22 protein-coding genes and 1 tRNA gene are annotated in these 21,192 nt (G+C 68.9%); all 23 read right to left on the bottom strand.

Going from position 1 to position 21,192, the window contains the following annotated elements; genetic code table 11:
• The coding region (locus jaqu_RS20635; protein WP_052500899.1) for an adenylate/guanylate cyclase domain-containing protein at positions 1-1,701 on the bottom strand (1,701 nt) is incomplete at its 3' end.
• 93 nt (positions 1,702-1,794) lie between these two features.
• On the bottom strand, positions 1,795-2,661 hold the full coding sequence (locus jaqu_RS09710) for an SDR family oxidoreductase (protein ID WP_052500900.1): 867 nt from the start codon (positions 2,659-2,661) through the stop codon (positions 1,795-1,797).
• 144 nt (positions 2,662-2,805) lie between these two features.
• Entirely contained in the window at positions 2,806-3,111 is a 306-nt protein-coding gene (locus jaqu_RS09715; RefSeq protein ID WP_043918786.1) for a hypothetical protein, read from the bottom strand.
• Between the two features lie 62 nt (positions 3,112-3,173).
• Complete coding sequence (locus jaqu_RS09720) at positions 3,174-3,500, bottom strand: hypothetical protein (RefSeq protein WP_043918787.1); 327 nt, start codon at positions 3,498-3,500, stop codon at positions 3,174-3,176.
• Positions 3,501-4,245: 745 nt separating this feature from the next.
• Positions 4,246-4,320 (bottom strand) — tRNA-Phe (locus jaqu_RS09725).
• Positions 4,321-4,421: 101 nt separating this feature from the next.
• A complete protein-coding gene (locus tag jaqu_RS09730; protein WP_043918788.1) occupies positions 4,422-4,607 on the bottom strand; it encodes a DNA gyrase inhibitor YacG in 186 nt (61 codons plus the stop codon).
• Entirely contained in the window at positions 4,604-5,617 is a 1,014-nt protein-coding gene (locus tag jaqu_RS09735) for a ribonuclease E/G (RefSeq protein WP_043918789.1), read from the bottom strand. Before jaqu_RS09735 ends, jaqu_RS09730 begins: the two co-directional genes overlap by 4 nt.
• Complete coding sequence (locus tag jaqu_RS09740) at positions 5,614-6,180, bottom strand: Maf family protein (protein WP_084629676.1); 567 nt, start codon at positions 6,178-6,180, stop codon at positions 5,614-5,616. Before jaqu_RS09740 ends, jaqu_RS09735 begins: the two co-directional genes overlap by 4 nt.
• 13 nt (positions 6,181-6,193) lie before the next feature.
• Entirely contained in the window at positions 6,194-6,412 is a 219-nt protein-coding gene (infA, locus tag jaqu_RS09745; RefSeq protein WP_043918791.1) for a translation initiation factor IF-1, read from the bottom strand.
• 202 nt (positions 6,413-6,614) lie between these two features.
• A complete protein-coding gene (locus tag jaqu_RS09750; protein ID WP_043918792.1) occupies positions 6,615-7,073 on the bottom strand; it encodes an arsenate-mycothiol transferase ArsC in 459 nt (152 codons plus the stop codon).
• A 1-nt stretch (position 7,074) separates the two neighbouring features.
• Positions 7,075-7,545 (bottom strand): UPF0262 family protein, encoded by a 471-nt coding sequence (locus jaqu_RS09755; RefSeq protein WP_043918793.1) that lies wholly within the window; start codon positions 7,543-7,545, stop codon positions 7,075-7,077.
• A 52-nt stretch (positions 7,546-7,597) separates the two neighbouring features.
• Positions 7,598-8,899 carry a histidinol dehydrogenase gene (hisD, locus tag jaqu_RS09760; RefSeq protein WP_043918794.1) on the bottom strand — a complete coding sequence of 434 codons (1,302 nt, stop codon included), beginning with the start codon at positions 8,897-8,899 and terminating at the stop codon, positions 7,598-7,600.
• A gap of 51 nt (positions 8,900-8,950) precedes the next feature.
• Positions 8,951-10,504 carry an isochorismatase family protein gene (locus tag jaqu_RS09765; RefSeq protein WP_043918795.1) on the bottom strand — a complete coding sequence of 518 codons (1,554 nt, stop codon included), beginning with the start codon at positions 10,502-10,504 and terminating at the stop codon, positions 8,951-8,953.
• A gap of 8 nt (positions 10,505-10,512) precedes the next feature.
• Complete coding sequence (locus jaqu_RS09770) at positions 10,513-11,364, bottom strand: N-acyl homoserine lactonase family protein (RefSeq protein ID WP_043918796.1); 852 nt, start codon at positions 11,362-11,364, stop codon at positions 10,513-10,515.
• A 22-nt stretch (positions 11,365-11,386) separates the two neighbouring features.
• Positions 11,387-12,517, bottom strand: a complete 1,131-nt coding sequence (locus tag jaqu_RS09775) for a VWA domain-containing protein (protein ID WP_043918797.1) — start codon at positions 12,515-12,517, stop codon at positions 11,387-11,389.
• Entirely contained in the window at positions 12,514-13,395 is an 882-nt protein-coding gene (locus tag jaqu_RS09780) for an AAA family ATPase (RefSeq protein ID WP_043918798.1), read from the bottom strand. The genes jaqu_RS09775 and jaqu_RS09780 overlap by 4 nt, the downstream gene beginning before the upstream one ends.
• A complete protein-coding gene (locus jaqu_RS09785) occupies positions 13,395-14,417 on the bottom strand; it encodes a xanthine dehydrogenase family protein molybdopterin-binding subunit (RefSeq protein WP_043918799.1) in 1,023 nt (340 codons plus the stop codon). The genes jaqu_RS09780 and jaqu_RS09785 overlap by 1 nt, the downstream gene beginning before the upstream one ends.
• Positions 14,417-16,111: a xanthine dehydrogenase family protein molybdopterin-binding subunit gene (locus jaqu_RS09790; RefSeq protein ID WP_043918800.1), complete on the bottom strand. Its 1,695-nt coding sequence runs from the start codon at positions 16,109-16,111 to the stop codon at positions 14,417-14,419. Before jaqu_RS09790 ends, jaqu_RS09785 begins: the two co-directional genes overlap by 1 nt.
• Entirely contained in the window at positions 16,108-16,584 is a 477-nt protein-coding gene (locus jaqu_RS09795; protein WP_043918801.1) for a (2Fe-2S)-binding protein, read from the bottom strand. Before jaqu_RS09795 ends, jaqu_RS09790 begins: the two co-directional genes overlap by 4 nt.
• Positions 16,581-17,384, bottom strand: coding sequence for an FAD binding domain-containing protein (locus tag jaqu_RS09800; protein ID WP_043918802.1), 804 nt, complete (start codon positions 17,382-17,384; stop codon positions 16,581-16,583). The genes jaqu_RS09795 and jaqu_RS09800 overlap by 4 nt, the downstream gene beginning before the upstream one ends.
• Positions 17,381-17,824, bottom strand: a complete 444-nt coding sequence (locus jaqu_RS09805; protein ID WP_043918803.1) for an SRPBCC family protein — start codon at positions 17,822-17,824, stop codon at positions 17,381-17,383. The genes jaqu_RS09800 and jaqu_RS09805 overlap by 4 nt, the downstream gene beginning before the upstream one ends.
• 2 nt (positions 17,825-17,826) lie before the next feature.
• Positions 17,827-18,264, bottom strand: a complete 438-nt coding sequence (locus jaqu_RS09810; RefSeq protein WP_043918804.1) for an SRPBCC family protein — start codon at positions 18,262-18,264, stop codon at positions 17,827-17,829.
• Positions 18,265-21,189 (bottom strand): flotillin family protein, encoded by a 2,925-nt coding sequence (locus jaqu_RS09815; protein ID WP_043918805.1) that lies wholly within the window; start codon positions 21,187-21,189, stop codon positions 18,265-18,267.
• Positions 21,190-21,192 lie beyond the last annotated feature (3 nt).

Raw genomic sequence — 21,192 nt, forward strand, 5'->3', positions numbered from 1 at the left:
GGACCCGCCCGCCCGCGAGAGGGTCGCAGCGCTTGCGCCGATGACGGCGCGGGCTTCTGGTGCGACGCCGCGCAGGGCCGCCTCGACCCGCTGCGCGACATTCACCGTCTCGCCCGTCAGCGTGTAGTCGACGCGTCCCGCGAAGCCGATATCGCCGACCAGCGCGGGCCCGGAATGCAGGCCGATCCGCGCCCGCGGACCATCGCCCAGAACGCCGGGGAGCCTCTCGGCCAGACGCCGGGCAGCGCGCAGCGCGCGTTCGGCATGATCGGGCTGCGCCTCTGGTGCCCCCCAGAACGCCATCAGTCCGTCGCCCGTGTACTTGTCGATCACCCCGCCCTCCGCCTCGATCAGAGGGCCGGCGGCCTCGAAGAGGCCCGAGAGGTGGTGCGCGACCTCGGCGGCGGGGCGCCCACCGGCAAAGCGGGTGAAGCCCTCAAGGTCGAGAAACATGACGGTCACGTCCCGCTCCTCCGGCGCGGCGGCGCGCTCGGGCAGGTCCAGCAATCTGCGGGTCAGAACCCGCGGCACGTAGGTGGCAAGCTTCTCCAGCGTCGCCGCCGTTCCCGCCGCGCGCTGGCCGATCGAGCGCCATTCACTCAGCCGCGACCGCTCCATGTCGGGCTGCCGTGCCCCCTCGAAGTCGAGCGCGGCCAGCGACCCCAGCACGTCGTCAAGCCGGCCGACCCGTCTCGCCAGATGCCGACCCAACACCCAGGCCCCCACGGCGGCCAGCGACGTCAGGAGCAAGCCGATGCTCGCAGCGATGGCGGGGGAGTTGCGCGCGTAGGCGGTGTCGGCGGCGGGCACCGCGACCACCAGCGTCAGCGGCGCAGGCCCATAGCCGGGCATGCGCCGGGTGAAGTAGACATGCACATCGCCCGCAACTTCGCTCAGGTGCCCACCCGCCGCAGCAAGCCCTTCGGGCACGTCGTCCTGAGGCAGACGCGCATCCCAGATCGCGGCGACGACCGGGTCCGTGCTGTCGCTGACCAGCGGCAGGGCGGTGCTTTCGTCCGCCCGTTCCAGCGCGACGCGGCCGGGATAGGCGACCAGCCGGTCTCGGCCCGCCATGACGAAAGCCGTGACCCCGTAGCGCGCGGACACGTCCTCGGCATAGCGCGAAATGCCCGCCCCGGTGACGCCCACGCCGAACAGGCCCAGAAGCGTCCCGTCCCGCAGCATCGCCGCCCGATGGTTCAGGATCACGTCCCCGAGCGCGAAAGAGTAGAAGGGCGGCGCCCAGACGGAGACGCGCCCTGCCCGGGCATCCGCCACGGCCTGGGGTGTGAAAGGCAGGTTATCCAGGGGTTCTTCGATCTCCAACAGCGAGTCCCGCTCCCACCGGAGCATCGAGCCGTCGAGACGGATCCAGCCGATCCCGAAGACCTGCGGCGTCCCCGCAAGCAGGCCATGCACGAAGGTTCGGAGCATCGCCTCGTCCGTGGGATCGACCATTCCTTCGGCGACCAGGCGCTGCGCCTGATCCATCTTGGCCTCGACCGGATCGAGCAAGCGCTGGACCTCGGCCTCCAGCCCGTCCATCACCGTCTCGGCCCGTTGCAGGACCAGCTTTTCGGTCACACTCGACGACACGGCATAGCCCACCAGGATCGTCGGTGTGGCCCCGCCCACGATCAGCGCGGCAAGCACAAGCGGCAAAAGGGTCGAGAGGCGGATCGTGGCCTTGGGCTTCGTCATGTCTCTCTCGCTGGACGGGCCCGCGGCCCCGGTCGATCCTGACAGAAAGGCCCCGCCCTGTTCAACCTGGCGAGGCCCACGGATGGGAGTTGGTCAGCGCGTCAGGTAGCCGCCATTGACGAAGACGGTCTGCCCGTTGGTCCACTGGCTTTCGGGCAGGACCAGATTGGCGACGGCCGGGACGACATCGGCGACGGTACCGAGGCGCCCCTCGGTCGAGAGCCCCGAGGCATAGGCCACGCTCTGCGGCGTCTCGGCGGCGTGGAAGAAGGGCGTATCGATGGGACCGGGTGCGACGTTGTTCACAGTGATCCTGCGGTCGCCGAGCTCTTTCGCCAGCATGCGCGTGAACTCCTCCACCGGGGCTTTCGTGCCGCCGTAGCCCGCATATCCGGGGGCCGCGCCCGCCGTCAGCGACGTGCCGACCGCGATGATGCGCCCCCCGTCGCGCAACCGGCGCGCGGCCTCGCGCATCGCGTAGAAGGTCGTCATGGTATTGTCGTTGACGAGGCGCTCGAATTCCGCGTCGGTGAATTCCGCCACGGGCTTCTTGATGATGGTCCCGGCGCAGTGGACCAGGATGTCCGTTCCGCCGAATTCGGTCTCTGCCACGTCGAAGAGCGCCGCGACTTGGGTGCTGTCGCCAAGGTCGCCATGCGCGACGGCGGCGCGGGCGCCTGCGGCGCGGACCAGGTCGGCTGTCTCTTCGGCTTCGGCGCGGCTTTCGGGGCGGTGGTGGTGGACGACCACGTCGGCCCCCATCTGCGCCAGCCGCTGGGCGAAGCCACGGCCAAGGTTGTTTCGCGCGCCGGTCACGATGGCGATCTTGCCGACGAGTGGGCGGGGATCCGCGCCTTGTGCGGCGGCACTGGTGGCGCCGGTGGCTGCGGCCGCACCGGCAGCGGCAAAGCCGAGGCCTCGGATGATGGCACGGCGGGAGGGGGTCTGAAGGTCGGTCATGGGAACTCCGCGTCAGGAAAGGTCAGAGCGCCAAGGAGGGCCGCCGACGGGAGGACAGGCGGCCCCCCTGGCTTGGGGAGGGGTTTGGGAGAGGTCGGCGCGCCGGGCGGTCGGGAGAGGTCCGCCCGGCGTGGGCGGCGGGGATCAGTCGTTGTCCTCCGCGGCGATGGCTTCGAAGATCTCCGCACCGTAGGTCGGCTGACCGGAGACGAGGGTGACGCTGTCCACCGAGATGCGCTCGCTGGGCGACAGGTCCTGGTTGAAGTGCGAGACGACGTCGCCCTTCAGACCCGAGCGGGTCGAGATGGAGACCGGCTGCGTTTCGGGCAGGAAGATCTGCTCGTTGGCGCTGAGGTCCTGGTTGAAATGCGTGACGGCCATTGCGGTCGGGTTGGCGAGGGCCGGTGTGGCGAGCGCGAGGGCGAAAGCGGAGAGGGTCAGGGTTTTCATGGTTTCGGTCCTTTTGTGAGGATGTTGCTTGGGTTCGGGGGTTCGGGTCGAAGGATGGTCGATCAGTCGTCGTCTTCCGCGCGCAGCCGCTCGAAGATCTCGGCGCCGTAGGTCGGCTGGCCGGACCAGGCGGTCGCCGTCTCGGCCCGCAGGCGATCGTTGCCCGTCCGGTCCTGGTTGAAGTGGGCGATGGCTTCGCCGACCGTGCCGCCGCGGGTCGAGACCGAAGTCAGGGACCGGTCCGCATCGGGCATCGGGATCACGTCATTGCCGCTGAGGTCCTGGTTGAAATGGGCGATGGCGCGCTCCATCGGCGAGAGCTGCTGGGCGGCGGCGGGGAGGGTGCCGAGCGACAATGCGGCAGCGGCGATCAGGGTCAGGGTTTTCATCGGTCTGTTTCCTTTCGGGTTTCGGTTCGCTTGGCTGGGTGCCTCGCTTCGATGAGACAGAGATAGAAAATCAATCATTCCGCAGGGAGTGCGAAAGATTTGGTCATATTGATCTATTATGTAGATGGTTCTGACGGGTAGGCTGGCCGTCTTCCAAGCAGATCACGCCGCGCACGCATCCCCGCGAAGGGAAACCGCCGCCCGTGCTCGGATGACAGGGATGCGCGGTCGGCCGCCTCCACCCCCAAGCGGGCGATGATGATGGCCGGCCACTGCGACCTCGGTGATCTGCAACCGAGAAGGCGGAGCCAGGGGGAAGCGCTCCGGAGCCGTTGCAAAAAGGGCGGTACCGACCTGCCCCATCGGGGGATCCCGGTCAGGTGATCGGCCAATGCCCCGGGAAGGGGCTCACACGCCCGATCCAGCAGGTCCTCGACCCCACGGCGGCCGCGCAATTCGCGCACCGCCGCAATCGTGACGTCCTGCCTGTTCTCCGACCCCGTGCGGCTCGAGAGGACGCGCTGGCCTGAGCAGGTCGGCAATAACGGCGAACATATCGTCGGAGTTCGATCGCCGCGCGGCCGGCACGGCGAAGCACTCGCGCCTGTGCCTGTCGGTCGCCGCGAGCATCCGGATCCGGCGCACTTCCTGTGTGCAGTCCGAGCTCCGATGGGAACAGGTCGGTCGAGCCGCCGACGAAGGCCGATCGACCGAGGACGTCCTGCAGTAGCGCTGGTTGGATGAGTGGTGCCCGGGGGCGGAATCGAACCACCGACACGCGGATTTTCAATCCGCTGCTCTACCCCTGAGCTACCCGGGCACGGGTATCGGCGATGTGGATCGCCGCGGGTGGGCGCGTGTTATGGCAGGCGCCTCGCACTGTCCAGCCCCAAAGCCGCGCGCCTGCGCCGGGATGCGCTGCTAATGCGGCTCCGATCGGTCCGACGTGCCGGCGGCGTCCAGCGCCTCGTCCAGATCATCCGGATCCGTCGATGGAACCGCATAGGCGCCGGTCATCCAGCGGCCGAGATCGATGTCGGCGCATCGCTTCGAACAGAAGGGGCGGTAAGCGGCGACGGTGGCGGCCTTGCAGATGGGGCAGGTCACAACAGCTCCTCCAATGGCCGGCGGACACGCTTGCGGGTCAATTCGTAGTGGCCCAGCGGCGTCCAGCCGATCAGGGATGTCTCGACCGGATCGCCCTTGAGCGCTCCGCGGAGGGCCGCCTCCCACGGCTTTCGGTCCTTCTTGGGCATAGGCGCCAAGTCTAGGACGATCTGACCACCCAGGCCACGCAACCGCAACTGTCTGGGCAAAGCACGGGCGGCGGCGAAGTTCGCCTTGGTTCCCGCGGCCGGGGACGTGTCCGACATGTTGACGTCGACGGCGACCAGAGCGCGCGTCCGCTCCACGAAAAGGGTCGTAGGACCGACGACGACACGTGAGGATCGGAGCACATCCAGCTGATCTGAAACGATATCCCAATCGTTCACGACGCTTGTCACATCCGACCATTCGGACCAGGCGACCTGATGCGCGTCGGGCCCATCGAGGAGATGCTCGGCGCCTGCGCCGGTATCGCTCATGACCGCCATGGCGAGATCCCAAGTCCGGCGGAGGTCGTCCTCGATCTCCTCGGGCGGCGCGCTCTCGCAGGCGGAGCGCAGGATCACGCCCGTCTCTCCCCGCTCAGGCGGCACGGCCTCTCGGGCGATCTCTTCGATGCGGTCGCGCTCCTCGTCCTCGCGGATCGAGCGGGCGATGTTCACGCCCGGCGCGTCGGGCGTGACGATGCAATACCGCGAGCGGAAGAGGACCCGGTCGGTGACCGGCACGGCCTTGCCGTCCTCGGAGTGTCCCGAGACCTGGACCAGAACCGCCTGCCCCGGGCTACGCCCCCGAGCGCCACGCAGGAACCCGGTCAAGCCGTTGCCGAGCTTGACGAAAATCCCGCCCTGCCCCTTGACCGGACGGTCGCACACCGCGCGATAGACGGCGCCCGGGCGGGGCGCGTCATCGGCTGCATCGATGAGAAGGTCGTCGAGTTGCCCGTCCCGCAGCAGAGCGGCAGCGGGCCGGTCGCGGTAATGGCCAAGAACGATCTGATCGCCCTTCATCGCCAGATCTCCATCCCGGCGGCCTGAAGCAGGTTTGCCGTCTCGTGCAGCGGCAGGCCGACGATCGCGGAATGGCTCCCCTCGATCCAGCTGACGAAGGCCGCGGCGGGTCCCTGAATGGCATAGGCGCCTGCCTTTCCCTGCCAGTCGCCCGTCGCGAGGTAGCCCGAAATCTCCTTTTCACTCAGACGCTTGAGCTTGACCGAGGACATGCTGGTGCGGTGCCAGGCCTGGTCGCCGCGGCGGACGGCGATGGCTGTGATCACACGATGGCGGCGGCCCATCAGGCTTTCGAGAAACGCACGGGCCTCGGCCGCATCGGCGGGCTTGCCGAGGATGCGGCGACCGAGTGCGACAGTGGTGTCCGCGCAGAGCACGATATCGTCGGGCGCGGCCTCGACCGCCGTGAGCTTGGACGCCGTGATCCGCTCGCAATAGGCGCGCGGAAGCTCTGCATGTCGGGGGGTCTCATCCACGTCGGGGGGACGGACATCGTCGGGCACGATGCCCAGCTGCGCCAGCAACTCCAGCCGGCGCGGGGACCCAGAGCCGAGGATAAACAAAGGCTTACGGGCCTTACTTGAAGCGATAGTTGATCCGTCCCTTGGTCAGGTCGTAGGGTGTCATCTCGACCTGAACACGGTCGCCTGCAAGGACGCGGATGCGGTTCTTGCGCATCTTTCCCGCCGTGTGCGCGATGATCTCATGGCCGTTGTCGAGCTCGACCCGGAACGTCGCGTTGGGCAGGAGTTCCTTCACGACGCCTGGGAATTCGAGCATCTCTTCCTTGGCCATGATCTCTCCTGTGATTGCGGACCCCATGTTCGGGGATGCGGTTAGATGGTCCCGAATCGGGGGTTTGGCAAGTGCTGGAAAGGGGTTCGGAGGCGGGGCACGCCCTGTGCATCCCGCGTGCACCCCCTGTGCACCCCCTGTGCAGACCAAAATGCGCAAAGGCGGTTTGCACGAACGAAAGGGAGACGGAGCGCCGACGGGGTCAAGCCCGGATCCGGGTGACGGGGAACCGTTTGCGCAGACGCTCTTCGATCTGGTCGCGGGTCTGGCGGTAGACGGCGAGCTTGGCCTCGCGGCTTTCGCCCAGGCCGGTCGGGTCCATGATGGGCCAATATTCGACGTCGATATGGGCGTGGCGGGCGAGTTCCTGCGCCTGCCGCTGCGAGGCGGGCGAGAGCGCGACGATCAGGTCGAACTGTTCGAGGTCGTCGCCCCAATCGCGCATTTCCTCGAAGCTGCGGGTGCGGTGGCGGGACAGCTCTACGCCGACCTCTTCGCAGACGGCGATGGCGAAGCCGTCGATCTCCAGGTCGTTCTTCACGCCAGCCGACTGGACGTAGATGTCCATTCCGTGGAGCTTCTTCATCAACCCTTCGGCCATCGGCGAGCGGACCGCGTTGTGGTCGCAGCAGAACAGCACGGATTGGGGAAGATCGGCCACCCTACCCCCCGTGGTGCAGCACGCAGATCAGCGTGAAGAGGCGCCGCGCGGTGTCGATGTCGATCCGGGCCTTGCCTTCCAGCCGCTCTTGCAGAAGGCGCGCGCCTTCGTTGTGGATGCCGCGGCGGGCCATATCGATAGCCTCGATCTGGCTTGGCGGCAGCTTCTTGACGGCGTCGAAGTAGGACTCGCAGATCTGCCAGTAATCCTTGACGATTTGGCGGAACGGGCTGAGCGACAGGATGATCTCGCCCGCCTCGCCGCCTTTTACGGCAACGCCCATCACGAGCCGCCTTTCGCGGATCGACAGGTGCAGGTCGTAAGGCCCCGGCGGGGCGCCCTCGCGGTCCAGCGCGAAGGAGTTGTCTTCCAGCAGATCGAAAATCGCCACCGCCCGTTCTTGCGCGATCTCTGGCGTGGGAACGGGGAGGTTGGCGTCGTCGATCTCTATGTGGGCGATGCGGTCGGTCATGGGGCCACGGCGTATGCGAGCTTGGAACGGGGGGCCATGCTGCGAAGGTCGGTCATCGGTTCAGCTTTTCGAGACGCGCCGCGACGCTGAGGCCGTGGGCCTCCAGCCGTTCGGCCTCGGCCAGGGTGACGGCGGCCGGGCCGATCGCGCCCAGCGCGTCGGGGGTCATGGTGGCGAGCGTCGTCCGCTTGAGGAAATCGAGCACCGACAGCCCGGACGAGAAGCGCGCCGACCGCGCCGTGGGCAGGACGTGATTGGGGCCGCCGACATAATCGCCCACCGCCTCGGGCGTCCAGCGGCCGAGGAAGATCGCGCCCGCATGGCGCACCTTGGCGGCCAGGGCCTGGGGGTCTGCGACGGCGAGTTCCAGATGCTCGGCGGCGATGCGGTTGGCCAGATCGGCGGCCTCGTCGAGGTCGCGCACGACGACGATGGCGCCGAAATCGCGCCAGGAGGCCCCGGCGATGTCGGCGCGGGACAATTGCGGGATGCGCCGCTCGACCGCCTGGGCCACGGCGTCGCCCAGCGCCGCGTCATCGGTGATGAGGATCGACTGGGCAGAGGCGTCGTGTTCGGCCTGGGCCAGCAGGTCCAGCGCCAGCCAATCCGGGTCGTTGTCGCCGTCGGCGAGGATCAGCACCTCGGACGGACCGGCGATCATGTCGATGCCCACGCGTCCGAAGACGCGACGCTTGGCGGCGGCCACGTAGGCGTTACCGGGGCCGGTGATGACGTCCACGGGCGCGATGGTCGCGGTGCCGTAGGCCATCGCGCCCACCGCTTGCGCGCCGCCGATGCGGTAGACCTCGTCGATACCGGCGATCTGGGCGGCCAGCAGGACCAGCGGGTCGATCTGCCCGTCGGGCGCGGGCACGCACATGACCAGCCGGCCCACCCCGGCCACGCGGGCCGGGATCGCGTTCATGAGCACGCTGGACGGATAGCTGGCCAGCCCGCCGGGCACGTAGAGCCCCGCCGCGTCCACAGGCGTCCAGCGCCAACCCAGCGTCGCGCCCGTCTCGTCAGTCCATTCGGCGTCTTCGGGCAACTGGCGGTCGTGATAGGCGCGGATGCGCGCAGCGGCGAGTTCGAGCGCGGCGCGGCGGTCGGCGGGGACGGCGGCCGCGGCTTCGGCGATCTCTGCGGGCGAAATGCGCACGGTGTCGGCGGTCAGCTCCAGCCGGTCGAAGCGGGCGGTCAGCTCGACCAGCGCCGCATCGCCGCGGTCGCGGACATCGGCCAGGATGGCGGCCACGGCCTCGTCCACGTCGGGCGCGTCCTCGCGCTTCATCGTCAGGAGCGCGGCGAAGCGGGCGTCGAAATCGGCGGCGGTGGTGTCGAGGCGGATCGGCATGGCCGCCCCCTACCCGACCGCGCGGCGGGTCTCAACGGGCCGCGGACCCGTTCAGCGCAAGGCCGCGATCACGTCCGCCGTCTTGGTGACCAGCGCCACGTTGCGCATGGCATAGTCGATGCTGGCCCGGTGCCAGTCGGCGTTCATGGTCGAACAGGCGTCTTCGGGGATGACCATGAGATAGCCCTTGTCCGCGCCGGTGCGGGCCGTGTGCTCGATGGACATGTTCGTCCACGCGCCGGTCTCGATGATCATATCGCGACCCTCGGCCTTGAGGATGGTCTCGAGCCGGGTGCCCTCCCATGCCGACATGCGCATCTTTTCGACGATGTGGTCGCCCGGCTGCGGCTCGGCGCCCGGAGCGGCAGCGGCGCCCCATGTGCCGCGCACCAGCGCCTCGCTGTCGAGCAGGTCCTCGAAGAGCGGGGCATTCAGCGTCAGGCCGGGAGCGCCCGGCTCGACGATGAAGTGGACGTGGATCACGGGAATGCCGAGGCTGCGGCACTTGTCCGCCAGCGCGGCCACATGGGTCAGGGCGTTCTGGCTGCGGCAATGGGCCGGCGAGCCGGAGTCGGCGAAGGCCCCACCCTCCATCACGACGTCGTTCTGCATGTCCTGGATCACCAGCGCGCAGCGCGCGGCGTCGAGCTGGAGGGGTTCGCCTTCGGGCGCCTGCGTGACGGCTCGGGACCGGGCGCGCATGAAGGGCTCGTTTCGCGGACCGACCTTGGTGGTCAGCGCATAGACGCTCGTCGTGGCGCAGACATAGAGCGTGCGCCAGTCGGGGCCGCCCCAATGCAGGTTGGCGGCCAGTTCGGGGATCGCCACCTCTCCCAGCAGCTTGCCGGTCGGGGAATAGACCCAGAGGCCGCCGGGCGCCGTGACCCAGACATTGCCCGAGGCGTCGCATTTCATGCCGTCCGGCACTCCGGGGCGCAGGCTGTCCTTGATCCCCGCGGCGAAGATGCGGCCGTTTTCGAGGCGGTCGCCCTGCACTTCGAAGACGCGGATGTTGGCCTGTTCGGTGTCGTTGACGTAAAGCAGCGACTCGTCGGGCGAGAAACAGAGCCCGTTGGGCATGGTGAAGGTATAGCGGTCGACCATCAGCGCGGGCTCGTCGCCGGGGCGGTGATCGGGGGCGAGGCGGTAGACGCCCTGGAATCCCAGCTCTCGCGGGCGTTCGACGCCGAAGCCGGGCATCCGGCCGTACCAGGGGTCGGTGAACCAGATCGAGCCGTCGGACTTCACGCAGAGATCGTTGGGGGAGTTCAACTCCCGTCCCTCGAAATGGCTGGCGAGGACGTCGCGGGTGCCGTCGGGACGGAAGCGGGCGACGGAGGATGTCGAATGCTCGCAGACCAGCAGGTTCAGGGAGGCATCGTAGGTCATGCCGTTGCCCTTGTTGGACGGGCTGAGCACCTCTCGGACGCCGCCTGCGTCCAGGCGGCGCCGGACATCGGCGGGCATGTCGGAGAACAGGAGGTACCGGTCCACCGGATGCCAGATCGGGCCTTCGGTGAAGGTGCAGCCGGACGCCACCTGAAGGACGGGCGCGTGTTCGTCGATCAGGTCGCGGAAGGCGGGGTCGAACGCTGTGTGGGCCATGGCGGGGCCTATGCCGGGAACCAGTTGCGGGCGGGCACGGATTCGACCGTGGGACCGGGAACGGACATGCCCAGCCTGCCCACCACCTTGCCGTTCTCGATCTTCGCGCCCTTGTCGTGGACGGGCAGCAGGAACCTGGCGTCGGAATACATCAGCTTGCGGATCGCGCCCTTCTCCGCCCGCTTGGAGCCGCCGTGGTTGCCGGTGACCTGATATTCCTCCGGCCCGAAGGAGCGGTCGGGCTGGATGATCTGGTCGTGGAAATCGTAGATCACGTCGCCGCAGAGCGTGGCCCGACCCTCGGCCGTGTCCACATGGACATTCATCGAGCCTTCGGTGTGGGCGCCCGCCATTTCGAGATAGAGGCCGGGCATCAACTCGACCGGGCCGGTGATCTCCAGATCCTCCAGCCGCAGGGCGCCGGGGGTGTGCAGCCGCTCGACCAGATGGATGATGTCGGGCTTGGGATATTGGGGGTGCATCAGCCCCGAGACGGAATATTCCAGCTCGCGCCGGTTGATGACCACGGTGGTGTTCATCGGGAAATGGTCGTCCTTGCCTGCGTGGTCGATATGCAGGTGGGTGTGCAGGACGTAGCGCACGTCGCCGGGCTTGACGCCGTGATTGGCGAGTTGGCGTTCGATCATGTTCTCATGGAATTGCAGGCCCCGCATTCCCAGCGACTCCATGATGGCGTTGTCGCGGTAGCCCGTATCGACCACCACGGGGTATTCGCCGCCCAGAATGAGGAAGCCGTAGACCGGCACGCGCCGGGTGCGGCCGCATTCACGGCCGAGCACGAGAAAGCTCGATTCCAGTTCGATGTCCCCGTAGTCGAGTACCTTGATTTCGAGTGCCATCGCCTTCTCCTCCCTCGTCTTTTCAACTCATGGGCATGTCGGGCGGCCCGGTAGGCCGGCCCCTCGCACCACGCGCGAAGCCCAGCACCTCGCGCGCGATGGCGGCCGGATCGCGGCCGTCGCCGAAGCGGTCGATATGCGGCAGGACAGCCCGCAGGGCGTCGGTTTGCGGGCGGTAGCCCTGCTCGGCGGCGAGCGGCGAGAGCCACAGGACCTGCCAGGCCAGCCCGTCGAGCCGCTCCATCGCCTGCACCAGGCTATCGGGGCCGCCGCGTTCCAGCCCGTCGGACAGGATCACCACCAGCGCGCCGCGCGCGAAGGACGCGAAACGCGGGACCGACAGGAACGAGGCGAGCGCGTCCCCCAGCCGCGTGCCGCCGTCCCAGTCGGCGACCAGCCCGGAGGCAAGACCCAGGGCCTGATCGCGGTTCCGGTGGCGCAGGGCCCGTGTCACGCGCGTCAGCCGCGTGCCGAGGGTGAAGGCCTCGACCCGCTCGCCTGCCTGAACGAGGGCATGGGCGAAGCGCATCGCCCCGTCGGTTCCCGCCTTCATGGAGCCGGACACATCGAGCAGCAGGAGGATCCGGCGCTGCCGCTGCCGGCGCCGGCGGGTGGGCAGCATGGTCAGCTCTCCGTCGCGGCGCATCATCTCCCGGAAGGCGCGGGCCGGATCGGGAAGGCGCCCCTTACCCCCACCCCTGCGGCGGGAGATGCGTCGCGGAAGGGCGGCGGGCGCGGCGCGGCGGAAGGCGCGCAGGGCGGCGTCGGGGTCGGCCTGCGCGAAGGCGCGGATTGTCAGGCGTTCTGCGCTCGTGGCCTCGGCGCCGGACGGGTCTTCGTCCTCGGGATCGGCGAGAAGCTCGACTGCGCCGCCGTCATAGGCCGGAGGCTGGTCATCGGGTGCGCCCTCCGAGGGGGAGGCCAACGCGCGGCCCAGGAAGACCGCGTCGAAGGCCGCGTCGAAGGCGGCCCGCCTGTCCGGGCCGGGGCCGAAGATCGCGTGGGCGGCGCGGCGGATATCGGCGATTGAGCGCGGGCCCAGCAGGCCTGTCGCGGCGATGAAATCGCGCGTCTGGTCAGGCGCGGCGGGCAGGCCGATGCGCCGAAGCTCTGCCGGGAAGGCGAGAAACGGATCCAGCGCGCGGGGGGTCATGCGACGGCCTCGGCGAGGAGCGCGTCGAGATCGGGGGCGACGAAGGTCAGGTCGTCCTGATCCTTGAGGGCGACGCCGATGGCGGCGGCGAAGGCGCGCGGCCAGGGCGCCCCCTGCCCCGCCAGCAGGGTCGCGGCCTCGGCCCATTCCACCGTCTCGGCCACGCCGGGCGGCTTGGCCAGCGGACGCTCGCGCAGCGCGCCCACGGCGGCAACGACCTTGCGCGCCGTGTCCTCGGCCACGGTGGACGCGCGCATCATGACGATCTGCGCCTCCAGTACCGGATCGGGATAGTCGATCCAGTGATAGACGCAGCGTCGGCGCAGCGCCTCGTGCAGTTCGCGGGTGCGGTTGGAGGTCAGGATGACGATCGGCGGCTCCGGCGCGCGCACGGTGCCGCGTTCGGGGATCGAGATCGTGAAGTCCGACAGGAATTCGAGGAGGAACGCCTCGAATTCGTGGTCGGCGCGGTCGATCTCGTCGATCAGCAGAACACGCTCGGACGGCTTCTCCAGCGCGCGCAGGATGGGCCGGGCGATCAGGAACTCGTCGGCATAGAGGTTCACGTAGCCCTCGTCCGCCTGACGGATGGCGAGCATCTGGCGCGGGAAGTTCCACTCGTACATCGCCGCCGACGCGTCGATCCCCTCGTAGCATTGCAGGCGGACCAGTTCGCGCCCGAGGATCGAGGCCAGCGCCTTGGCGGCCTCGGTCTTGCCGACGCCCGGCGCGCCTTCGAGCAGGAGGGGCTTGCCCAGCGAGAGCGCCAGGAAGATCGCGGTCGCCAGCCCCTCAGAGGAGATATACTGCGCCTCGCGCAACGACGCCGCCAGCCGGTCGGGCGATTCCAGCCCGCGGGGAAGGCGCCGGACCGCCATCAGAGCGCCTGCCGCGGCCGCGCGCCGCCATTGGCCCGGATGCCGCGCAGCACCTTTTCGGGCGTTACCGGCAGATCATCGATGCGCACGCCCACCGCGTCGTAGATTGCATTCACCACCGCCGGGAGGACAGGGTTGGCGCACATCTCGCCCGGGCCCTTGCCGCCATAGGGACCGTCCTCGGCGGGGCGTTCGAGCACGCTGATGTGGTGGGTCGCCAGATCGCCGGGGCCGGGCATGGCATAGTGATCGAAATCGACGGGGCCATGGTCGCGGTCGGGATAGTAGGGTTCCGTCGTCTCCCATGCGGCGTGGCTCATGCCCATCCAGGCGCCGCCCCGAAGCTGCTGTTCGACGAGGCCGGGGTTCAGGGCGCGGCCCACCTCGTAGGCGGACTGGATGTCGAGCACCTCGACCTCCCCGGTCTCGGCATCGACCTCCACTTCGACCACGAGGGCGGCATGGGCGAAGGTCGTGACGGGGGACATCTCTCCGGTCTCGGGATCGACCTCGGAGAGCGGCACGAGGAAGATGCCGCGCCCTGCGATGGTGCGACCCTGGCGGAACTGCGCGGCCTGCGCGGCGGCCATGGTGGTGATCGTGCGCGAGGGCGCGCCGCGGACATGGATGTTGCCCTGCCCGTCGGTCACGAGATCGCCGGCATCGACCTCGAGCTCTTCGGCGGCGGCCTCCAGCATGACGGCGCGGGCTTCAAGGGAGGCCTGGATGACGGCGTTGCCCATGCGGTGCGTGCCGCGCGAGGCGAAGCTGCCCATGTCGTGGGGGCCGGTATCGCTGTCGGCTGTGTCGACATAGACATCGGCGATGGGGACGCCCAGCGTCTCGGCGGCGATCTGGCGGGTGACGGATTTCATGCCCTGGCCCAGGTCGATGGCCGAGAGCGCGACGGTGAACTTGCCGTCGGGGTTCGAATGCACGAGCGCCTGACTGGGGTCGCCGCCCAGGTTCATGCCGATCGGGTAGTTGATCGCCGCGAAACCACGGCCGCGATGGAGCGTCATCAGCGCCTCCTGAAGCCGGAGAGGGACGAGAACCGCATCGCGCCGGAGCGGGCTGGCTTCCTAGCGGGCGGCGACGTGTCGGCGCGCGGCGCATCGGGGCGGGGCGCAGGGTCCTTCGGTTCGGGTGCCGGCGCGGCGGGCCGGGACGCCGGGGCGGATGCGCCGGGCGGCAGGGTCGCGACGATGGCCGGGCTGGCGGGGGCCCCGCCCTTGCGGGCGTAGCTGCCAGAGGAGAATCCCTCGACGAGGCCGTTCTGGTCTGTCGCGGTGTGGGCCGGAAGCTCTGCCCGGGGGCCGCCGCCACCGGTCTTGGAGGATGCCGCCAGCATGTCCGGCGACAGGCGAAGGCCCGCCTTCTGCGCCGCGACCTGGCAGCATTCGACCAGGGCGCAGTTCTTGGCAAGGCGGCGATGGGCCTTCATGTCGCCGTCGCGATAGGCGTTGAGGATGCGCAGCTCGACCGGGTGCAGGCCCACCGTTTCGGCGACCTTGTCCATATGCGCCTCGATGGCGAAATCGACACCGGTGATCCCGAAGCCGCGCATGGCCGTGGCCGGTGTGCGGTTGGTGTAGACGCAATAGACGTCCGCATGGACATTCGGGATCGTATAGGGTCCGGGCAGGTGGCCCGCGCATTTGATCACCGCGTAGGAGGTCAGGCGCGTATAGGCGCCGCTGTCGAAATATCCGGTGAACTTTCGGGCGACGATGCGGCCGTCATTCATCACCCCGTCGGTCAGGTACCAGCGCTCTGCCCCACGCGGGGCGCCCACCTGCATCTCTTCCTCGCGGTCCCACTGGCTCTTGCAGGGCTGGCCCGTGAGCATGGTGCCCAGGATGGCGAGCGGTTCGTGGATCGAGTCGACCTTGCCGCCGAAGCCGCCGCCCACCGTGCCGCCGATGAAATGCAGGCGCGACGACGGCAGCTCGAGCAGCTTGGACGCCGTGCCCAGCGAAAAGAAGAGCGCCTGCGTCCCCGTATAGCAGACGTAGCGGCCGTTCTGCTCCTGCGCGGCGATGGCGCCGCAGGTCTCGATCGGGGCCTGTTCGATCGGCGACATCTGGTAGCGCCCCTCGATCACGTGGTCCGCCTCGGCCAGGGCACGATCCACGTCGCCGTAGCGCAGTTTCTGGTGATCGTACTTGCCGTGATAGACGAAGGCGTTGCCCGGATAGGTCTCGTTCACGGTAGGGGCGCCGGGCTTCAGCGCCTCTTCGACATCGAGGACGTGGGGCAGCACCTCCCAGTCGACGCGGACAGTACGGGTGGCGGCGCGGGCCTGCGCCTCGGTGCGGGCGATCACCGCGGCGACGGGCTCTCCGCGGTAGGCGACCTTGCCTTCGGACAGGAGCGGTTCGTCGTCGAGGCCGAAATCCAGAAGCGACAGGAGCGTGTTGAGGTTCACCGGCACATCGCGCCCGGTGACGATGCGGACGACGCCCTCCATCCGGTCCGCCTCGGAGGTGTCGATGCGGCGGATACGGGCGTGGTGATGGGGCGAGCGCACGCAGCGGATATGCAGCAGGCCGTCGAAGAGGTGGTCGTCATAGAAGGGCGAGCGGCCGGTGACGTGACCCTCGATGTCCTGCCGGCGGATGCGCTTGCCGATCTCGTTGAGGTCGTCGTCACGCTCGTCGGCGAAGAGGTCCTTGCGCATCTCGAAGCCGTTGCGGTCGGATCTGCGGTCGCTCATGCGCTGGCCTTCCGTCCGGCGAGCGAGAGGATCGCGTCGATGATCGGGTCGTATCCCGTGCAGCGGCAGAGATTCCCCGAGATCGCCTCGACCACCTCCTCGCGGGTCGGGTTCGGGTTGCGGTCCAGCAGGGCGCGGGCCGAGACAAGCATTCCGGGCGTGCAATAGCCGCATTGCGCGGCGAAGTGGTCCATAAACGCCTGCTGCAAGGGGTCAAGCGTGGCGCCCTGCCCCAGCCCGGCGGCGGTCCGCACGTCGCATCCCTCGACCGTTTCGGCCAGGGTCAGGCAGGCCAGCCGGGTCTCCCCGTCGATGGTCACCGTGCAGGCGCCGCAGCTTCCCTGCCCGCAGCCGTATTTCGGGGACAGGTCGCCCAGACCCCGGCGGATGAAGTCGAGCAGGTTCTGGCCGGGATCGGCGAAAGCGGCGCGCTCGGCACCGTTATGGGTCAGGGTGACGGGTATCTTGGTCATCGTCCCTCCTCCATCCGTGCGAGGAGGCGGCCGAGATGGACGCCCGCGACCTCGCCGCGATACCAGCCGCTGGCGAGCGCGTCGGTGGGCGGGTCGAGACCCTCGGCGGCGACGGCGACAGCGCGCTCGCGGGCCGCCTGATCGAGGCGTCCTCCTTCGAGCACGCGCTCAACGGCGGCCGCGCGCAGGGGTGTGGGCCCCATCGCGCCGTAGGCCACCCGCACGCCGGCCAGCTTTCCGCCCGGCGAAGGCGCAAGAACGGCGATGGAGATGACCGAGACGCCGCGCGGCTTGACCCGGCTGACCTTGTGGAACCGGAAGGCGCGCGCGGGCGGGCGCGGGATCTCGACCGCTTCGACAAGGCCGCCGGGGCGGTCCCGGTCGCGCAGGAGATCGTCGAGGGGCCGCGTTCCCCCTGCCCCGGCCATCCGGGCGCGGGCGCCCAGCGCCAGCAGGGCGACGGCGAAGTCGCCGTAGGGATGCGGTGCGAAGAGGTTGCCGCCGACCGTCGCCATGTTGCGGATCTGCGGGCTGCCGACGGCGCGGGCGACGGGGTGCAGGAAATCGAGCTGCGGCTCTGCCAGGATGCGGGCCATGGTGACGCCCGCGCCCACGGTGACGGTATCGCCGCGTGCACTCACGGCGCGCAGGACCGGATCGGCGGTCCGAACGAGCCGCGGCGGCGCGGTCCCGGCATTGACGGCGCGCATCAACATGGTGCCGCCGCCCAGATAGGCGGCCCCGTCGGACAGGATGCGCGCGGCCTCGGCCGTCGTGGCGACGGTCTCGACCCGGGTCATGCCTCCAGCCCCATGCGCGCGCGGATCGCGTCGAAGCCGCTTTGATAGACGCCTTCGGCCACGAGGTCGCGCAACTCGCGCTCGCGGCCCTTGGGGGTGTCGAAACGGCTTTCCCATTGCCAGAAGGTCCAGTCCTCGTCCGTCACGGGGGCGAGGCGGACATGCGAGACGTAGTTCAAGAGAGGGATCGGCGTGTCGAGCAGGCAGTAGGAATAGGCCATGTCCGCATCCGACAGGGTCAGGAGCTGTTCGCGCAGCTCGGACCCGTCGGCGAGATGAAAGCGGCGCACGCATCCCACCTTGTCCGAGCCCTGCCCCCGCTCGATCTGGCTGTCGGTGATGGCGGGATGCCATTCGTCGTGGCCGTTGAAGTCGCGCAGGATATCCCAGACCGCCTCGACCGGGGCCTCCATGACGGTGCTCTTGACGACCTTGACCATGGTCAGGCCCCCAACTGCCGCTTGAGGGCGGAGAAGCCGGCGAGGAACACGTCCTGCCCGATCCCGGTCACGAGACCGACGGCATCCGCCTCGTCGCATTCGAATTCCGCCGTCCACTCAGCGAAGCAGCGGTCGCCGTCGGTCACCGGGGTCAGCCGCAGGGTGGCGACGTAATCCGTCAGCGGCATGGGGCTTTCGAGGATCGCGTAGGTGCAGAAGTAGTCGTAGTCGCTGAGCCCCAGCAGACGCTCGCGAATGCGGTCGCCGTTCTGAAGGTGGAAGTCGCGGACGCAGCCGATCTTGTCGGACGGCTCCGCGTTCTCGATCCGGCTGTCGCGAATGGCGGGGTGCCAGCGCGGCAGGCCGTCGAAATCGCGCACCCGCTCCCAGACGCGCGTGGCCGGCGCGTCGATGACGGCGGAGACGTAGACGCGGGGCATCTAGGCCTTGCCCCCGTCGGACGGCGTATCGTCCGCGTCCGGCTTCCGCGCCTTGGCCGCCTCGTTGGCGACGCGCTGCATGTCGGAGGCCTCGCGCATGAGGCCGCCCTGTTTGGCCAGCGTTCCGCCCTCGACACCGATATCGGCCAGAAGCGAGTCGATCAGCGGCGCCTGCACCCGGTAGCGGAGCGCGGAATTGATGACCTCGTCCGTGGGTGATCCGTCGCCGCCAGCCCCGCCCCCGCCGGTCACGCCGTCGAGTTGCATGATCCGGATATCCTGGATCTTTTCGAGCGGCTTGACCGACGCGGCGACGATGCCCTCGACATGTTCCAGCATCTTGCGACGGAAGAGCGAGGCGCGGGCCGGATCGGTAAGCACGTTCTCGGCCTCGTTGATCAGGCGCTGGGCCTCGGCCGCGACTTCGGAGCGTACCTTTTCGGCCTCGGCCACGAACTTGGCTTCGGCGGCAGCCTTCTCGGCCATCAACACGTCGACGGACTTGCGGCGGTTGGCGGCCTCGGTCTCGCGGACGGTCTGGACCTTCTCTTCTGCCTCGGCGGCGGAGGCGCGGGCGGCATCGGCCTCGGCACGCGCGGCGCTCTCCTCCAGCGACTTCTGATAGAGCGCGATGGCCTTCTCCATCTGCGCGGTCTCGACCTCGCGCTCGCGCTCGACCTCCAGGCGGCGGCGATCCTTCTCGTGGCCGATGCGGACCTCGTCGAGCCCGCGTTCGGAGGCGATGCGGGCGCGTTCCACATCCTCGCGGCTGCCGATCTCGGCCTCACGCAGGGCCTGGACGCGCGCCACTTCGAGCTGCTCGATGGAGCGGCGGCGTTCGAGCCTGGCGGCCTCGACAGCGCGCTCGCGGTCCACCTCCGCGGCCTCCACGTCTCGCTGGGCCGCGATCTCGGCCTGCTTGACGCTGCCCTCGGCTGCGGCGCGCTTGGCCTTCTGATCGGCAAGCGCCACGACGCGTTTCTCGTCGGCGGCCTCGACCGCCTGACGCCGTTCGATATCGGTGACTTCCCGGGTCTTCTGGCTGGCGATCCGTTCCTGTTCCAAGGACAGTTCGGAGCCGACGCGCTGCTTTTCGATGGCTTCGCGACGCGCGATCTCGGCCGCCTCGATCTGTTCTTCCTTCTCGATCTCGCGGGCGCGCACCTCCTGGTCGGCGGAGATACGTTCGGCCTCCAGCGTCTTGCGCTGGGCGATCCGGGCCTGTTCGACCGCCTCGTCCGCGGCGATGCGGGCATTGTCGATGGCCTTGTTGCGCTCGATTTCCAGCGATCTGGTGGACTCGTCGGCCGAGATCCGTTCGGCTGCGATCTGCTTCTCGCGGGCGATGCGCGCGGCCTCGACGGCCTCGTTCGCCGCAATCTCGGCGGCCTCGACGGCCTGCTGGCGCTCGATCTCCAGTTCGCGCACGCGGCGGTCCTCGGCGATCCGGGCCTCGGACACTTCGGCGGCCTGAAGGATCCGAAGCCGTTCCACTGCCTCGCGAGAAGTGATCTCGGCCTCGTCGAGCGCCTTCTGGCGCGCGATCTCGCGCTGGCGGATATCCTCTTCGCCCTTGATGCGGGTCTGCGCCAGCAGAAGGTCCTGGGCCATCCGGCGCTTTTCGTTGGCCTCGTTGGCCGCGATCTCTGCGTCGCGCAGGGCACGCGCGCGTTCGATCTCCAGCGCCTGGGTCTCGCGCTCCTTGGCGATCCGGGCTTCATCGACGGCCTTCTCACGGGCGATGCGGGCCTCGTCGACGATACGCTCCTGTTCGATGCGGGCGCGTTCGGTCGCCTCGCTTGCCGCGATCTCTTCGGCCTCGATGGCCTTGCGGCGCGCGATCTCCCGGGCCTGGGTGTCCTGTTCGTTGGCGATGCGGGCCTCTGCGACGGCGCGTTCCTGAAGGATCCGCGCGGTTTCGGTCGCCTCGCGGGCGGCGATCTCTTCGGCCTCGTCCTCGCGGGTGCGGGCGATCTCGCGCGCGCGGATGTCCCGCTCGGAGGCGATGCGCGCCTCGGAGATGGCGCGCTCGTTCGAGATGCGCGCCTTCTCGATCGCCTGATGGGCGTCGATCTGCGCGCTCTCGGCCTCGGTGTCGCGGGCGGCGCGTTCGCGGGCGAGTTCGGCGCGCTGCTGGGCCCGGCGGAATTCGACGTCGCGCTGCTGGGCGAGGCGCGCCTCCTCGCTTTCGCGTTCGATATCGAGCGCCTGCTTCTCGGCTTCGAGATTGCGGGCGCGGATGCGGATCATCGAGTCCTGCTCGATATTGTTGCGAAGGGTGCGGCGCTCCTCGATGTCCTGGATCAGCGCGGTCAGACCCTCGGCGTCGAAGCGGTTGGACGGGTCGAAGTATTCGAGCGCCGTCTGGTCGATATCGAGGATCGCCACGCTTTCGAGTTCGAGCCCGTTCTTTTCGAGATCCTGCTGGGCCAGCGCGCGGACGCGTTCGACGTAATCGTGCCGTGCCTCGTGCATTTCCGGCATGGTCATCTCGGCGGCGACGGCGCGCAGGGCACTTTCGAACTTGCCCACGAGCAGCCCTTCGAGCCGCTCGCTTTCCAGCGTCCGGCGGCCCAGCGTCGCGGCGGCCATGGACACGGCGTCCTTGGTCTGGCGGACGCGGACGTAGAACTCCGCCTCGACGTCGATCCGCATCCGGTCGCGGGTGATGAGCGCCTGCGTCTCGGTCCGGCTGACGGCCAGCGGGACGGTGTTCAGGTTGACCGGCGTGATGTCGTGGATGATCGGCAGCACGAAGGCGCCGCCGTCGATCACGACCTTTTCGCCCAGGAAACCTGTGCGCACGAAGGCGATCTCTTTGGTCGACCGCCTGTAGAGCCACTGCATGACCCAATAGACGATCGCGACGACGATGACGGCGACGATCAGCCAGAGGATGAGCTGTCCGATGAGCTGTCCGGTCATGAT

The organism is Jannaschia aquimarina (assembly GCF_000877395.1).
Taxonomy (GTDB): domain Bacteria; phylum Pseudomonadota; class Alphaproteobacteria; order Rhodobacterales; family Rhodobacteraceae; genus Jannaschia; species Jannaschia aquimarina.

Bases quoted from the DNA above. Each gene is read 5' to 3' on its own strand.
- jaqu_RS09710 (WP_052500900.1), bottom strand. From the start codon at position 2,661: ATGACCGACCTTCAGACCCCCTCCCGCCGTGCCATCATCCGAGGCCTC.
- jaqu_RS09715 (WP_043918786.1), bottom strand. From the start codon at position 3,111: ATGAAAACCCTGACCCTCTCCGCTTTCGCCCTCGCGCTCGCCACACCG.
- jaqu_RS09720 (WP_043918787.1), bottom strand. From the start codon at position 3,500: ATGAAAACCCTGACCCTGATCGCCGCTGCCGCATTGTCGCTCGGCACC.
- jaqu_RS09735 (WP_043918789.1), bottom strand. From the start codon at position 5,617: ATGAAGGGCGATCAGATCGTTCTTGGCCATTACCGCGACCGGCCCGCT.
- infA (WP_043918791.1), bottom strand. From the start codon at position 6,412: ATGGCCAAGGAAGAGATGCTCGAATTCCCAGGCGTCGTGAAGGAACTC.
- jaqu_RS09755 (WP_043918793.1), bottom strand. From the start codon at position 7,545: ATGACCGACCGCATCGCCCACATAGAGATCGACGACGCCAACCTCCCC.
- hisD (WP_043918794.1), bottom strand. From the start codon at position 8,899: ATGCCGATCCGCCTCGACACCACCGCCGCCGATTTCGACGCCCGCTTC.
- jaqu_RS09765 (WP_043918795.1), bottom strand. From the start codon at position 10,504: ATGGCCCACACAGCGTTCGACCCCGCCTTCCGCGACCTGATCGACGAA.
- jaqu_RS09770 (WP_043918796.1), bottom strand. From the start codon at position 11,364: ATGGCACTCGAAATCAAGGTACTCGACTACGGGGACATCGAACTGGAA.
- jaqu_RS09775 (WP_043918797.1), bottom strand. From the start codon at position 12,517: ATGACCCCCCGCGCGCTGGATCCGTTTCTCGCCTTCCCGGCAGAGCTT.
- jaqu_RS09780 (WP_043918798.1), bottom strand. From the start codon at position 13,395: ATGGCGGTCCGGCGCCTTCCCCGCGGGCTGGAATCGCCCGACCGGCTG.
- jaqu_RS09785 (WP_043918799.1), bottom strand. From the start codon at position 14,417: ATGACGCTCCATCGCGGCCGTGGTTTCGCGGCGATCAACTACCCGATC.
- jaqu_RS09790 (WP_043918800.1), bottom strand. From the start codon at position 16,111: ATGAGCGACCGCAGATCCGACCGCAACGGCTTCGAGATGCGCAAGGAC.
- jaqu_RS09795 (WP_043918801.1), bottom strand. From the start codon at position 16,584: ATGACCAAGATACCCGTCACCCTGACCCATAACGGTGCCGAGCGCGCC.
- jaqu_RS09800 (WP_043918802.1), bottom strand. From the start codon at position 17,384: ATGACCCGGGTCGAGACCGTCGCCACGACGGCCGAGGCCGCGCGCATC.
- jaqu_RS09805 (WP_043918803.1), bottom strand. From the start codon at position 17,824: ATGGTCAAGGTCGTCAAGAGCACCGTCATGGAGGCCCCGGTCGAGGCG.
- jaqu_RS09810 (WP_043918804.1), bottom strand. From the start codon at position 18,264: ATGCCCCGCGTCTACGTCTCCGCCGTCATCGACGCGCCGGCCACGCGC.
- jaqu_RS09815 (WP_043918805.1), bottom strand. From the start codon at position 21,189: ATGACCGGACAGCTCATCGGACAGCTCATCCTCTGGCTGATCGTCGCC.